The organism is Nitrospira sp. Ecomares 2.1, from assembly GCF_965152585.1.
The window spans coordinates 1,154,456-1,169,294 of the sequence record NZ_OZ224219.1 but is presented as its reverse complement, the minus strand read 5'-3'; the positions used below and the strand labels follow the sequence as shown (position 1 = coordinate 1,169,294).

Genomic DNA, 14,839 nt, shown 5'->3' with positions numbered 1-14,839 from the left:
TGATGGTCGTCATGTCAGATTTCCGATATGGCCGGCTTCACGATACTTAATACGGATGGCTGAACATGCACCGAAAGAAGTGGCAAAGGTTGCCTTAGCCATCCCTTTAACCGAAAACGTCCGGGTGAACGAGGATCTCGCTGACATTGCACTAAATTTACCTTCAACTCTTGCTGCAAAATTTGTCTCGAAGGCAAAAACCTGGCTGAATTCACCCTACCAACTTCTGCTCCCCGAAAAGCTTGGCAATCTCATTTCCCATCTTGCAAAAGATGGACATAGTAAGGCTGCTATGGACCTTGCTAAAGCCCTAATAACCGTATCATCTGATCCTTCAGGGCAATCAGATACTGGAAAAGAAGAGAGCCAAATGTATCCCCCTGCGCAAAATCCACTAGCACAGTTTGAAGAGTGGGACTATGAGCACATTCTTGAGCGAAACATTCCCGATTTGGTAGCTGCCTCACCGATAAAAACTCTTGATTGGCTGTGTGAACTATTAGGGAAAGCAGTTCGACTCTCTCGCATCAGATCGAATGACGAAGGACCCGAAGATTATTCTGTTTTCTGGAGAAATGCCGTTGAGGACCATGAACAAAATTTCCATGATGACTTGAAGGATCTTTTGGTGTCAGCGGTACGTGATGCGGCTCAGCAAATAGCCACGTCGCATCCAGAGGAAATTCGACACATTATTAGTTTACTTGAGTCAAAGCCGTGTAAAATTTTTCAACGCGTAGCACTTCATATTATACGATTAAACCCAGATACGATCATGGATTGGGTTACTGATCGTCTGACAAACCGCGACCTGTTTTATGAATCGGTGCATGAATTCCGCCTCCTTCAGCGTGATCTCTTTGTCAGACTCTCTCCTTCTGCTCAGGAAAATATTTTTCATATGATCACGAATGGTCCCCCCGATGTAGAGGAGCTGATTAGTGATTGGGAACAAGAAAAGGGAGAGCGCCCGCCCACGGAGCAAGTAGAAAAATACAAAAAAAACTGGAAAATGAAAAAACTTTTCTTAATCCGGGCAGCACTCGACACACAATGGAAAGCGAGACTCGACACATTAGTATCCGAGTTAGGAGAACCAGAATGTCCCGAGTTTTCGACTTATGCAGCTAGCTGGACGGGACCAACAAGCCCAAAGGATGTTGAAGAATTACAAAACCTTCCAATTTCGGAGTTAAAGAGTTTCTTGGTCAAATGGAAACCCGAAAGAGATCATCGTGCCTTAGGTCCCTCACCAAATGGTTTAGGGAGAACACTAACCACTGTGATTGCAAACAACCCTCAACCGTATGCAGAGAAGGCGCGGGATTTTAAGGAACTTGATCCTACCTACGTTCGCTCAATTTTGGCAGGGTTCCGCGAGGCCCTTAAAAAAAACCGGTCGGTCCTTTGGGCTCCAGTTATCGAACTTTGCATGTGGGTAGTTCACCAACCCCGCATAATTGAAGGGAGAATGGTAACGAATCGCGATATTGATCCTGACTGGGGGTGGACTCGCAAAGAGCTAGCAAGTCTTTTCTCTGTGGGATTCGAGCACGAATTTCTCAGTATTCCATTGAATCTTCGAGAGATAGTGTGGGTGACGTTGGAGGAACTCACCAATGATCCAGATCCATCTGGGGAAGACGAGGCGGATTCATACTCAAACAGATGGGCACCCTCCAGTTTGTCAATTAACTCCACTCGTGGGCTAACCATGCATGCCATCATGCGCTACGCCCGCTGGATCAGGAAGTACACAGAAAATGACCCTAGGCAGCCAGAACTAGTTGGCCAAGTCTCTGACCAAATGCCGGAAGTTCAGGCGCTTCTCGATGCCCACCTTGATCCTTCTCGGGATCCTTCTCATGCAATTCGCTCAATATACGGGCAGTGGTTCACCACCCTTGTCTGGCTCGATTCACAATGGGCAGCCAGTTTGGTCCAAAAGATCTTTCCCAAGGAAGATCAGGAACCAACACGAAGCCTCCACTTGGCAGCATGGGATTCATATATTAAATTCTCCAAGCCATATTTAAGGGTTTATGAATTATTGAAAGATCAATACGGTGCTGCCATATGTCGACTCGGGTCACTTTCGGAAGACAATTTACGATCGCAAGACCCTGAGGAACGCCTTGCAGAGCATCTCATGATCTTCTACTGGCATGGAGCGCTATCCTTAAGCAGTATCGGGCATTTGACACAGTTCTACGAGAAGGCTTCACCGGAGTTGTGTGCTCATGCGCTCGGTTTTGTCGGACGATGCCTGCGAGAATGCATAAGGACTCCGTCATCTGAGGTTATTACCCGAATTACTGACTTATGGACATGGCGCTTTCACACGGTGACCAATCCCGGTGCCCCTACAAAATATTCAAAGGAATTAGCAGAATTCGGTGGCTTGTTTGCTTCTGGGCAAATGGATCTCGAATGGAGTATGGGCCAACTCCTGGAAGTTCTCAGACTAGTCGGGAAAGCAGAACCAGATCACCTTGTACTTGAGCGATTAGCTGAATTGGAACCTCACCATTCTGCCAATGCAGTTGAAGCCCTCAGGCTTTTTGTCGAGAGAGATAGAGATGGTTGGCTCCTGTTGAGTTACAAAGGGTATGCTCGCACGATTCTTTCTAATGCAATCCAGGGAACAGACCCCGGAGGCCGAGAGGATGCCATTGATTTCATCAATTGGTTGGCTGCGAAAGGGAGCCGACAATTTCTAAATCTACTGACGAGACAAGAGCAGGGAGGATAAAACCTTAATTCAATGGGCACATAGTCCAAAGGTGCCTTTTCCCTTATCATGTTTGTGAAGTCTGTATGGTAAATGTTGAGCGATAGTCAGATTTTTTTAAATTTCACTCCGAGAGAACATCATAGCTATGCCTCCGCCGCGAAACAGAAAGCTGGAGAGGCTAATATGGCCATGACTCCCCAAGAGGCTATCATTGCCGACTAAACGCCAGAGGCAAACAACCGGCTCCGTGCAACCACCTGCCACCCCTTCCAAAAGTCCTGCCGGGGAGGTGATGTTTTATCGGTCGCCGGATGGGATAGTTCGCCTCAAAGTTCAACTCACCCAGGACACCGTCTGGTTGACTCAGCAGCAGATGGCCTCCCTATTCCAGCGGGAACGTTCAGTCATCACCAAGTACATTCGTAACGTATTCAAAGAAGGCGAGCTCCCCGAAGAAAGCAATGTGCAAAATTTGCACATACTGCCGCAGATGGGAAAACCTATCAAGTTGACCATTATAACCTCGACGTGATCATTTCCGTCGGCTATCGGGTGAAATCCAAACGCGGAACCCAGTTCCGCATCTGGGCAACACAGATATTGCGAGATCATCTGGTGAAAGGCTATTCCGTTAACCAGCGTCGGCTGGAGGAACTCCAACAGACGGTCCGGCTGGTGGCGACGATGGCGAAGCACAAGGACCTTTCCGGCGATGAGGCCACCGCGCTCCTCCGCATGGTAGGCGAGTATAGCCAGGCGCTGAATCTGCTTGACGATTATGACCACCAACGGGTGCCCGCCCCTAGGGCAGGGAGCCAGACACGTTAGGCCTTAACTTATAAAGAAGCCATCGATATCGTGGCGCGCCTCCGCGAGCGCTTTGGAAGCTCAGCCCTCTTCGGTCAGGAAAAAGATGAAAGCCTGCACAGTAGTCTTCAAGCGATCATGCAAACGTTCGGTGGGCAAGACCTCTATCCAAGCCTGGAAGAGAAAGCGGCCCACTTATTGTATTTTCTGGTGAAAAACCACTCCTTTGTGGATGGCAACAAGCGTATCGCGGCTGCCTTATTTCTTTGGTTTCTGGAACGCAACAGCGTACTGGCCAATACCACCGGGGCGCGCCTGATTTCAAATGCCGCACTCGTGGCCATGACCCTGATGATCGCGGAAAGCCGTCCGGAAGAAAAGGACGTGTTGGTACGCATTGTCATGCACCTCCTTTGTCAACACGATCCATTATGAGCACCGACACAGCAGACCCTTTCTGTGCCGATTGCCACACTAGACGTTAGACGGCAATGCCGGATGGATATGGCTGGGCTGTACCGCTTTTTCATTTCCTCGTTCTGAATGGAATTCATAACCACGGATTTGACACCCATTATGATCAGAGTTTCTTTGACTGTTGTACTCCACGCAGAGAAAAGTCTGTCGCTTGGCTGGACACTCAATTGAAAATTTGTCGGGCAAGTGTGTGCCTCATTCCCTATACAAAATTCGGCTTGGGGCTCCTTTTATATCTACTGTCTCGTGACTCCCACCCTGGCCAAAGAATGTTGAACAGGGGCCACGGTCCCCCTTATTTTACCTTTACCCTTATAAGTGAAAAGGGAGATAAATCTTACATTAGGATCCAACTGGAGGCTTAACAAGCACAACCCCCTCTCCCAAAACTTCTTTTGATACATCACTTCCCTGCCTCAAATGTGAAAAAGAGTCTCAACTCAGTACCTGTACAAAATGGGCTAAAAAAAAACTTGATTCCGATCTTTGCTGACCAGGGTAGCGGGTGCATCCCCTGAAAACGCTAATGGCAACAGCCCTTTATCGATAAAATTCGATCTCCACAATTTTGAAGATGAGTCCCCTGAGATGGATTCGGATGTGTTTGATGTGGCAGTTTGGCTTTGTCCGATCCCCTCCAAGCCTTGTATAATCGGACGACAAGACGCCCGATACCCTTTCACTAAAATTAGGAATATACAGGTGAGCCCTCATACCCAGGATACCGGCTTAGAAACTCTTTGGGAAGAAATCCGCGGATTCATGGGAGTCTGTCCGTCCTTTTTCCGGTTGGCCAGCCCGGAGCCGATCGTCGCCCGGGGCCTTTTCGATCTGGCCAAATTCGCCTATCTGGAAAGCCCTCTGCCCTCAAGCTTCAAGGAAAAGCTCTTCACCTATCTTTCCCGATTCTGCGGGGTCCGGTATTGCGTCACACGACATGCCGCATTTTTGTTAGGACGAGGGAACATCGCCGGCGACCCAACCTGTCCTCCTCTTACACCCGAAGAAGTCATCACCTTGCTCAGCGAGCCGTTTCCCGAGGGCGAACAACTTTCCGATATTCTGTCCGCCCTTGCCACCCTGAGTGCTCCCCTCAAGGACTGGCCGGCTCACGATTCGATGGTAGAGCAACACCTGCGCATCGCCTGTGCGATGATTTTTCTGGAACCGGGACACTCCACCACATGGTGCACTGCCCTTCGGCGACTTTTGGGACCTTCTCAATTCGAATGGCTTCTGCTTTTTCTCGCCTTTGTGCGGACCGCGCATTTTTGGACAGAAGTTCATGCATCGTATGATGCCATGATACCGATGGCGAGTGAACAGTCTTCCCCCGGGGATAATGCCCTCATCGATCAGACTCCTCAACTGGTTTTCGAAGAGGACATAGAAATTCTCTTTCGAGAACAGCAAGCACTGGTCGAACCTCTCCTGCAGAAAATGCAGGACGCCACACGGTTCGAACTCGGCTCACAGCTCCATGCCGAGTTGCAGGAATTACGCACCACTCACCGGCTCGCACAAGCCTTGAAAAAAAGTGAAGCCCTCCTTCGCGACTTATACGAGAATGCCCCGGATATGTTTTTTTCCGTTGATGCCGAGACAGAGCGCGTTGTTGAGTGCAATCGGACCCTTCTGGAAAAGACCGGGTTTTCCCGCGAAGAGGTCATCGGCAGATCCGTTTTCGAACGGTATACCAAGGACTCTCTCCCGAACGCCCTGAAATCCTTTGAACACTTCCGCCAATTTGGAGTCGAACACAATGCGGAATTGCAATTGCGGACTCGTGAAGGAAAGACGATTGATGTCAGCCTGAATACCACGGCCGTGCGTGATGCGTCTGGACGTATTATCTCCAGCCGCTCGATCTGGCGGGATATCAGCCAACAAAAATCCCTTGAAGACCAACGGCGTCTCATATTTGAAGCCTCCCCCAATGGCATGCTGGTGGTGAACCAGAAGGGACACATTCTTTTTGCCAATTCACGAATAGAGGAATGGTTCGGATATCCCCGCGAGGAGCTAATTGGAAAGCCATTTGAAGGTCTTATTCCCGCGCAATTTCGAGTCCACCAGGCCGGCGCGCGATCTGGCTTCGTCTTGATTCCTTACGTCGAATCCATGGAACCCGATCCTGAGTTTCGTGGGCGTGGTAAAGACGGAAGGACCATCCCACTCACCATCAGGCTCGATCCGATGGGGAAGGAAGACGATGAAACGACATTGGTGACGATGACGAATATTACCGAACGCCAACGGGACAGGGAAACCATTCGCCAGTCGACCATCGCGCTTCATGAACAATTGTCTCTCAACAAAACCATCACCGATAATACCTCGACCAGCCTGCTTATGATTGATACCGCCGGACGAGTGACCTTTGCCAATCCCTCCACGGAAATCGTGATGGGGTTCAAACCTGAAGAGCTGATTGGCCGGGTTTTGCATGAAATGGTCCACCATACCCGTCCAAATGGATTCCCATTTCCCATAGAAGAATGTCCCCTGGCCGGGATATCTCTCTTAAGAGAGACTCTGACCAATCATGAAGACGTATTCATCCATAAAGATGGCCATTTTTATCCTGTACGCTGCAACACCAGGCAGATTTTCAAGCAAGGGGAGCGGATAGGTAATGTCATCGAAGTTCTGGATATTACAGACCTGAAACGGGCCGAGAAGGACCGGCAACTTTTTACGCTGGAATTGGCGAGACAGGTCAATGATCGAACCGAGGAGCTCGTCAATTCTCAGAAACTGTTACGGGAATTAGCGGCCGCCCTCAATTTGACCGAACAACGGGAACGGCAACGTATTGCGACGGAACTTCATGATTACCTCAGCCAACTACTAGTGGTGTGCCGCTTGAAACTGGGCCAGATCAGACCAGCCCCCGGCATGGACTCTGAAAGCTCCGATCTGGTCAAAGAAACCGAAGAGGTCCTCGATCAAGCCCTCACCTACACAAGAACGCTCGTCGCGGAATTAAGCCCTTCGGTCTTATTTGAATTTGGATTGCTGGCGGCCTTGCAATGGTTGGCCGGTCAAATGATCCATCATGGCCTGAAAGTAGAAATGACCTGCGAGGGCATTCAAGACTGGAAGGTCCCGGAGGAACAGGCGATTTTGTTGTATCAATCGGTCCGCGAACTGTTTCTCAACGTGATAAAACATGCCGACACGGACCGCGCCACACTCACACTTCGCAAAGAGGAGGGGGTGCTACATATTTCCGTCCGCGACGAGGGTAAGGGGTTTCATCCCCCCAAAGGAACTGCCACCCAGCCTTTCACGGACCAAGCGATGAAATTTGGCCTGTTCTCGATTCGCGAACGCATGATTACCCTTGGAGGAACATTCGAAATTGAATCACTGCCTGATCATGGAACCACGGCCCGCCTCATTGTACCCATCGCGTTAAAGTTGGAAAAGGGTCCTACACTACAACAGGATACGGACGGGCAGAACATCGATCCAACCAGGGTCGATCAATCGCTTCCGGAGGCAGGCGATCTCCCAAAGATCAGTACAAAAAACCAAATTCGCATTTTAATCGTCGATGACCATGTGATGGTGCGGGAGGGATTAAGGAAAATGTTGGAGAGCCATGAAGACCTGGAACTGGTGGGGGAAGCCGGGAACGGGGAAGAAGCCATCGATCTAGTTGAACGCCTGAAACCTGCCCTAGTGATCATGGATGTCAATATGCCACGACTGAATGGGATTGAGGCCACATCGCGCATAAAAGCGCATCATCCGGATATCATTATTATTGGATTATCTGTCAATGCCGGTGGAGAAAACCAACGAGCTATGCTCAAGGCCGGAGCGGTCGCCCTCTTGCCAAAAGAAGCTGCTGTCGCCGATCTCTATCAAATGATTACAACCGTCATGACGTCACAGCCATAGGTGGTCTTCTGATAGTTGGCAGAACGACCTGTGAGTTGCGCTCAGACTGCACGGGGTTTCTTGGAATGCTATGATAGCATACCACTTGATTGACTGAATTATTTAATCACATTCTGAAAGGAAATCATGACTATGAATCTGCCACGCATGATGATCGGAGTTTCTTTAAGTGTTGCGCTCTTCGCAGGGACCGGCTTGGCCACCGAACCGGCCGAGGTGGAGAAGTTTGTGAAGTCCCGTATTGAAATCGGCGAGATGATGACGAACTATTTTAAGGGTGGAAAGGGATATGGAGACGGGCAGCGACCCTCACCAGAGGCGATGAAGGAAATGGGCGCTGATATCAATACAAAACTGAGTGCGTTATTGGCAAAGCATGATTTGACGATTGAGGAATATCGCCAGCGCAGCCCTGAGGTGTTCGCCGATGAGGAGGCCGTAAATGGGTATCTCAACGAGCATCCTGATCTGAAAGCACGCTACGATGCTCTCCCGTTGGGCAGCATGAAAGGCGGGAGCACCGGGCGGGGGTACTGAGACCTTCCATGATTTGTAAGTAGTACTCTGCTGTTGGAAAAATTCAACGGGTGCTATGAATGCGACCAAGGCACGGGGGCATGATCACACCTGTCGGTAACGATGCCAATCCATTTTTCCAGTGACGAATCCGATGTTTCCATGTAAGATATTTTTATGAAATTGAAAACGTCCGATCCAAGTTTTATTGACTCACGCCGTCCCAGTCAACTTGGCGAAAGGCTCGCGAAACACAAGATTGACGCGGCTCGAAAACTCACCCCTGAACAGCGGTTGCTCCTCGCTCTTGAACTGTCCGATGCGGCAGCCGCTCTCCAACTCGCGTGTTCCCCAAAAAGGTATCCGACATTTTTTCCCGCTCTATGAATATCTGCCACAGAACCATATTTCCGGGGGAAAGCGGAGATCATTCAGGATTTATCGTTTTGGCCTTATAGCTTTATGATAAGTATCGGAAATCCAATTTATGGGTGGATCTCTGGTAGGTGAATCTCTCGTACGTATGTACCCGGTTTTCGTGTCAAAGTGATGTTCTGTATTGCCGGTTCTCGGCCCGGCAGCCGAGCCCCTTTTTTTTCGGCAAAAGAAGCCAAAACCATTGACGCCCCGTCCGGCCTTATTAGATCGAACGGATGCCAGCCTGTGGAGGCGGACAAACTCGCGGAGTTTATCCTGAGCCATATCGAAGGACTCAAACAAGGCTCGCTGGCACATGAGAGCGTCCATCTAGAGGGCCGGACGGTAGGCGTCGGAACAGGGGAAACGAACCTTTCCAGAACCCATATGAAAGAGCGAGGAACCCTTTACACGGAGGTAGTTGAATCCCATGAACGATGAGCAGCCGGCTAAGGTCTGCGCCAGTCTCATAGAGGGTATGCAGAGTCTCCAGCTTTCCACCGTCGGGGTCGACGGCATTCCCCACTGCAGCTATACGCCCTACTTGCACCGGGCTCCGGACAGTTTTTACATTTTTGTCAGTCAACTCGCCGCGCATACCCGTCATCTGCTGGCAAACGGGACTGTCGCGATCATGATCATCGCCGATGAACAGTCGACGTCACAGATTTTCGCCCGGACGAGGGTGAATTACGTGTGTGATGCCAAACATATCCCACCCAACAGTCCCGATTACGAGTCGGTGCTGGACGACTATGAGCAACGGCATGGCAAGATGGCCGGCCTGTTACGGCAGTTGCCGGACTTTGTCCTATTTCACCTGCACAAGAAGAGTGGACAGTTTGTGATGGGATTTGGAAAAGCGTACACCCTGTCTGGAGAAGACTTGTCGGTCTTCGACCATGCCCGTACTGGATAGTTTGATTAATCAATTGGCCGGCCTCTATTCCAGCCCTAAACGCTTTTCTGTACTTTACAGGAGAGTGAGGGTTCGCTATTCTTGCCAAGGACTGAAGACACCTTCCCGATAACTGTTCAGGGAACTCTCTACCACACAAAAGATCGTCATGGTGCAACCTCGGGCTTTGTAGCCCGGGATTTGGTCCTCTGGCTATAGCCACGGCTCCTCCTGGATCCTCCCCCTCACAAAGGATAGCGGACTCCATCGGACGGCAATCCGTACATTTCGAATAGGTGTGAATTTCCTCCCTGCGTGCTCCCTCGCGGGCTGAAATCACACGAAGTGAGATGCTTGAACAGGTATCAGGGAACGTCCATGCAAGGAAGGATGCGAAGTCCTGGATCGCTCGCAAGACGAACTCAACAAAGGGGTTGAAGTACAGAGAGAAAACGAGACGGCCAAAGAGCTGGAACCCAGATCCCATGTGTGGGACCAACTGAAGCAACATTCATTTAACGCCGCAAAATTTGCCATGCGTATCGAAAGCAAGAACTACATTCACCTTTCACTTTTTATCAGGAAAACACGATGGACAAATTATCCAAGCCCCAGTTTTTTAACCCCTGGCATCATGCCAGCCCAGGCGACAAGATTCCCGAATTTGTCAATGGAATTATTGAAATTCCAAAAGGCACCAGAGCAAAGTATGAATTAGACAAAGAGAGTGGCCTGCTAAGACTCGACAGGGTGTTATATTCTTCCGTCTATTACCCTGCCAATTACGGATTCATTCCGCAATCGTATTGTGAAGACAAAGACCCCCTGGACATTCTGATTATTTCACAAATTGATGTGGTTCCGATGTGTATTGTGCCGGCCAAAGTCATCGGGGTCATGCGCATGCTTGATAACGGAGAGGCCGATGACAAAATCATCGCGGTTGCGGCAGGCGATCCCAGTGTCAGTCACATTAAAGATATTTCAGAACTGCCACAGCACTTCATTTCCGAAATGCGCCATTTCTTTGAAGAGTACAAGACCCTTGAACACAAAGCGGTCGTGGTGGAGGAATTTTTAGAGAAAAAGGTCGCTCAAAATATTCTGAATCAAAGCCTGCACATGTATAAAGATTTGTTCTGAAACACGGCATTCCCTGTTGGACTCACGGCCGACAGGCCGGATGAAGTCATAGTGGACCTTTCCGGCCGTCGCCTCATTCAGCAGGATATTCAATCCGGAGTTTGCGGAAAATCTCGAGCCCCCAACAACTGGTGGAATCGTGAGTATTTTCCATTTCCCTTCTCACGCCGCAGGCTTGAGCAGGACCTTGATCCAGCCGTTTTCCCGCGCATCGAAATGCCGATACGCTTCCGGGGCCTCCCGAAGAGGCAACTCGTGGGTGACGAGGAACGAGGGCTTGGCTTTACCGGCCTCAATGAGATTGCATAATCGGCGATTATACGCCTTCACGTTGGCTTGCCCGGTTCCTATCCGCTGTCCCTTAGACCAGAAGAGCCCCCAGTCGAATGCCAACTGTCCCTTTTGAGCCAATGCATCGAATGACTTGGGGTCTTCAGGCATAAACACGCCCACCACACCAATGCCGCCGGTCGCTCGCACTGATCCTACAAGATTATTCATAGTCATATTGGCCTGCTCATGACCCTGAGGGGTATGAGCATGATATCCCACGCACTCACATCCCGTATCCGCTCCCTCTCCGCCGGTTAGCTCAAGGACCTGATCAACCGGACAAACCTTCGAGTCGTCGATGGGAATAGCACCGATTTTCTCGGCCAGTCGTAATCGATCTGGGTGACGATCCACAATCATGACCTTACTGGCGCTTTTGAGGATCGCCGAATAGGCCGCCAGCAGCCCAACCGGTCCGGCGCCATAAACGACAACCGAGTCGCCCGGCTGAACGCCAGCCATCTCCGTCGCATGGTATCCGGTAGGGAAAATGTCCGAAAGCATGACATAGTCGGCTTCCTTTTCCTGTGCATCCTCAGGCAAACGCAAACAATTGAAATCACCGTAAGGAACACGCAAGTACTCCGCTTGTCCACCCGGATACGGACCCATTCCCGCATAACCATAAGCTCCACCAGCGGTTCCCGGATTGACCGTCAGACAGAACGCAGTCAAACCTCTCTCGCAGTTTTTGCAAAATCCGCAACTGATGTTGAAGGGCAGACACACACGCTCGCCAACCTGGACCTGTGTGACCCCCTTGCCGACCTCGATCACCTCGCCAAGGTTCTCGTGTCCGAACACCGTGCCTGACTCGACCGCCGTCCGTCCCTCGTACATGTGTAAATCAGACCCGCAAATATTGGTCGTCGTCATTTTCACGAGCACATCCGTCGGTCGCTCGATTTTTGCGTCGGGAACTTCTTTCACACTGACATCTTGGGGACCGTTATACACGACTGCTTTCATGGCATAATTCCTTCCTCTGTTTGTGAGGGATATTCCAATTTGTGTGAGAGGCACAGCCGCTGCCACAGTGAATGGTGGACGACATTATCGGCAAACCACATCTGAAGCTCGACGGAGTCAATATACATAGTATTAGAGAGGAAACAGGCTGAAGATGGCACTGAGAAGAACCCTGGCTGACCCAAATAAGTAACTCTCCCCCTACGTTTCCCACGTTTCTTTGGTCTTTTGGATAAAATCCAGAATGAATTGAAAATTTTGGGCATTGTCCACTAACGGACAGGACTGAGAAAATTTGATCATACAAATGAAGGCTGTCTATACAGGCCTGGTATGGGAACAGGCGGAGGACGGTTTATGAACTGGCATGGCTGCTCATGAAGAAGAATCAACAACGTTAGGAGGCGGGAATGAAAGACCAACCATTTCTCACAGACGTGAAAACCTTACGCAAACGCGCAAGAGAACACATCGAAAAAGGAGCGGTGACCCAGGGTTATGCGGCCGACCGAGACACGGTCATTAAGCTACTCAATGAAGCCCTGGCAACTGAAATCGTCTGTGTCCTCAGATATAAGCGGCATTATTACATGGCATCGGGAATTCATGCTCAGAGTGTGGCGGCGGAGTTTCTTCAACATGCCAATGAAGAGCAGGGTCATGCGGACCAATTGGCGGAGCGGATAGTACAACTGGGTGGCGAACCGAATCTCTCTCCGGATGGCATGCTGATGCGTAGTCATTCCGAATATGTGGAGGGAACATCCCTGGTCGACATGATCAAGGAGGACCTGGTGGCAGAGCGTGTTGCCATTGATAGCTATCGGGAAGTGATCAATTATCTGGGCACAAACGATTCGACATCCCGCCGAATGCTGGAGGGCATTTTGGCTGTCGAGGAAGAGCATGCTGATGACCTCGTCTCGCTTCTGGAGGAAATGGGTTCCTAAAGTTTGGCTATGAGAGAGACAAAGGAACGGGACATATGGATTGTAATCCTGATAGGTGTCTCTGGTTCGGGAAAGACGACCATTGGTCAACTCCTGGCCAGAGATCTCGGATGGTCATTTTACGAAGGTGATAATTTCCATTCACAAAAGAACGTTGCCAAAATGCGTGAAGGGATGCCTTTGAATGACGAAGATCGGCTTCCCTGGCTTCAGGCTTTGCATAACCTTGTTCTCGACCTGATCACGAAGGCCCAGCGCGCCGTTATTACGTGTTCCGCTTTAAAGCAGACCTACCGCGAGTGGTTTACCGAGGGCCAGCCCCAGGTGGCAATAGTGTATTTGCGAGGCAATTACACAGTGATCCATCGACGCCTGCAATCCCGAACAATGCACTTTATGAAAGCCGACCTGTTAGCCAGTCAGTTCAGAGCGCTCGAAGAGCCTCACGACGCTCCATTCGTTGATGTTTCTCAAGCACCTGAAGTGATTGTGGAGCAAATTAAAAGAATGCTGCCCTTACATCCGGCATGACATCGCTGCGACGTCATGATAAGAACGGCTGAAAATGAGAGGTATGTTGCGCCCGTTTGCAGAGATTTTGACCATGAGCGAGGTCATTTCCCTATCACTTCTATCAAAGAATTAGGACATTCTGGGGGATTGGTCTTTTTCCTTTTTCCACTTATACCAGATGGTTTCATTGCTCCCATGCGGATAGATTAACCGCTTCAGCACAATGTAGGGCCGCCACAGATAGCGGCGGTATCGCCTATTTAAGTTCGACCGTTGGGCCAACTGCTGCTCCTTCTCGGATAACATCTGCGGTTGAAAGGTGTGTTTGTGTTTATACAGATGATAGAGATCCTCCCGAATCAACACGTGAAAGATCTTGTCAGTCAGCGTACCGACCCATCCTTGTCGAACAGGAATAGGCAGACAAATTTGAAAATCAATGAGATAGGGCTTTCCCTCCGTCGAACAAATGATATTCCCCCGTTTGTTCAAGTCCGCATAAAAAATGCGCCGGCGATGGACCGCCTGAACAATGACCCGTAACTGATCAAAAAAATCGGGAGCCAGCGATGTGGCATACTTTGCAATGACGGGATCCCCCACCACCACGTTAAATTGGTCCTGAATACGCCGTTCTATTTCATGAAGCGTATGTCCTTCAATAAACCGATGAAAATACCCTCGTTTCCCATATCGCGGTCCTAACGCTGGAATGCCCGGAAGATCGGCCACCATTTGATAGATTCGATATTCCCGCCTGGAGATCCAGCCCGTCAGGGGGCGAAACAGCCAGCCCAGCACAAATCGAAAGTCGCTCAGCTTGAGGACATACCCTTCATCCGCCTGGTTCTTATAGAGGAGGTTGCGTGAAAAGAAATCATCTTTCAAAATACGCTGAAAGGCATAGAGTTGCCCCTCAATCATAACGTGGGATGGATAGACAGGCATCAGGCTTCCCGCACTGACATCGAACTCCCTATTCCTTGCGAGTTGAACAACCCGGAGAAGATTTGCACAATGTATCGCAATTGACCAGGATTTTCATCCTTTGATTCACACTTAGGAGCGGTCATTGATCCATGCAACTGCTCCTTGCAACCACGGGCCGCTTGCTCAGACTCGGGGAATAATGACCTGGACTAGCCTTATTCGAATTCTCCAGGTATAAATAGA

Annotated in this window: 13 protein-coding genes; 11 read left to right on the top strand and 2 right to left on the bottom strand. The window is 50.0% G+C overall.

What is annotated here, in order from left to right:
• Positions 1 to 55: 55 nt before the first annotated feature.
• From ACWHYD_RS05220 to ACWHYD_RS05180, 9 genes are all read left to right on the top strand, one after another.
• Positions 56 to 2,752: a hypothetical protein gene (locus ACWHYD_RS05220; protein WP_447964853.1), complete on the top strand. Its 2,697-nt coding sequence runs from the start codon at positions 56 to 58 to the stop codon at positions 2,750 to 2,752.
• 193 nt (positions 2,753 to 2,945) lie between these two features.
• Entirely contained in the window at positions 2,946 to 3,266 is a 321-nt protein-coding gene (locus ACWHYD_RS05215) for a hypothetical protein (RefSeq protein ID WP_447964852.1), read from the top strand.
• On the top strand, positions 3,164 to 3,562 hold the full coding sequence (rhuM, locus tag ACWHYD_RS05210; protein WP_447965828.1) for a RhuM family protein: 399 nt from the start codon (positions 3,164 to 3,166) through the stop codon (positions 3,560 to 3,562). Before ACWHYD_RS05215 ends, rhuM begins: the two co-directional genes overlap by 103 nt.
• A 30-nt stretch (positions 3,563 to 3,592) precedes the next feature.
• Positions 3,593 to 3,976 carry a type II toxin-antitoxin system death-on-curing family toxin gene (locus ACWHYD_RS05205; protein WP_447964851.1) on the top strand — a complete coding sequence of 128 codons (384 nt, stop codon included), beginning with the start codon at positions 3,593 to 3,595 and terminating at the stop codon, positions 3,974 to 3,976.
• A 744-nt stretch (positions 3,977 to 4,720) separates the two neighbouring features.
• Complete coding sequence (locus ACWHYD_RS05200; protein WP_447964850.1) at positions 4,721 to 7,927, top strand: PAS domain S-box protein; 3,207 nt, start codon at positions 4,721 to 4,723, stop codon at positions 7,925 to 7,927.
• Between the two features lie 126 nt (positions 7,928 to 8,053).
• Positions 8,054 to 8,464 (top strand): hypothetical protein, encoded by a 411-nt coding sequence (locus tag ACWHYD_RS05195; RefSeq protein ID WP_447964849.1) that lies wholly within the window; start codon positions 8,054 to 8,056, stop codon positions 8,462 to 8,464.
• Positions 8,465 to 8,620: 156 nt separating this feature from the next.
• Positions 8,621 to 8,830 carry a hypothetical protein gene (locus ACWHYD_RS05190; protein WP_447964848.1) on the top strand — a complete coding sequence of 70 codons (210 nt, stop codon included), beginning with the start codon at positions 8,621 to 8,623 and terminating at the stop codon, positions 8,828 to 8,830.
• A 460-nt stretch (positions 8,831 to 9,290) separates the two neighbouring features.
• A complete protein-coding gene (locus tag ACWHYD_RS05185; RefSeq protein ID WP_447964847.1) occupies positions 9,291 to 9,779 on the top strand; it encodes a HugZ family pyridoxamine 5'-phosphate oxidase in 489 nt (162 codons plus the stop codon).
• A 570-nt stretch (positions 9,780 to 10,349) separates the two neighbouring features.
• The gene (locus ACWHYD_RS05180) at positions 10,350 to 10,901 is read left to right on the top strand and encodes an inorganic diphosphatase (protein WP_447964846.1); all 552 of its coding nucleotides are present in this window, start codon (positions 10,350 to 10,352) and stop codon (positions 10,899 to 10,901) included.
• A gap of 162 nt (positions 10,902 to 11,063) precedes the next feature.
• On the opposite strand, the gene ACWHYD_RS05175 is transcribed toward ACWHYD_RS05180, so the two are convergent.
• The gene (locus ACWHYD_RS05175) at positions 11,064 to 12,203 is read right to left on the bottom strand and encodes a glutathione-independent formaldehyde dehydrogenase (RefSeq protein ID WP_447964845.1); all 1,140 of its coding nucleotides are present in this window, start codon (positions 12,201 to 12,203) and stop codon (positions 11,064 to 11,066) included.
• Positions 12,204 to 12,613: 410 nt separating this feature from the next.
• Here ACWHYD_RS05175 and ACWHYD_RS05170 point away from each other — a divergent pair, with 410 nt between their 5' ends.
• Both ACWHYD_RS05170 and ACWHYD_RS05165 read left to right on the top strand, forming a co-directional pair.
• On the top strand, positions 12,614 to 13,153 hold the full coding sequence (locus ACWHYD_RS05170; protein ID WP_447964844.1) for a ferritin-like domain-containing protein: 540 nt from the start codon (positions 12,614 to 12,616) through the stop codon (positions 13,151 to 13,153).
• A 9-nt stretch (positions 13,154 to 13,162) separates the two neighbouring features.
• Positions 13,163 to 13,684, top strand: a complete 522-nt coding sequence (locus ACWHYD_RS05165) for a gluconokinase (RefSeq protein ID WP_447964843.1) — start codon at positions 13,163 to 13,165, stop codon at positions 13,682 to 13,684.
• 111 nt (positions 13,685 to 13,795) lie between these two features.
• On the opposite strand, the gene ACWHYD_RS05160 is transcribed toward ACWHYD_RS05165, so the two are convergent.
• The gene (locus tag ACWHYD_RS05160) at positions 13,796 to 14,614 is read right to left on the bottom strand and encodes a hypothetical protein (protein ID WP_447964842.1); all 819 of its coding nucleotides are present in this window, start codon (positions 14,612 to 14,614) and stop codon (positions 13,796 to 13,798) included.
• Positions 14,615 to 14,839: the final 225 nt, after the last annotated feature.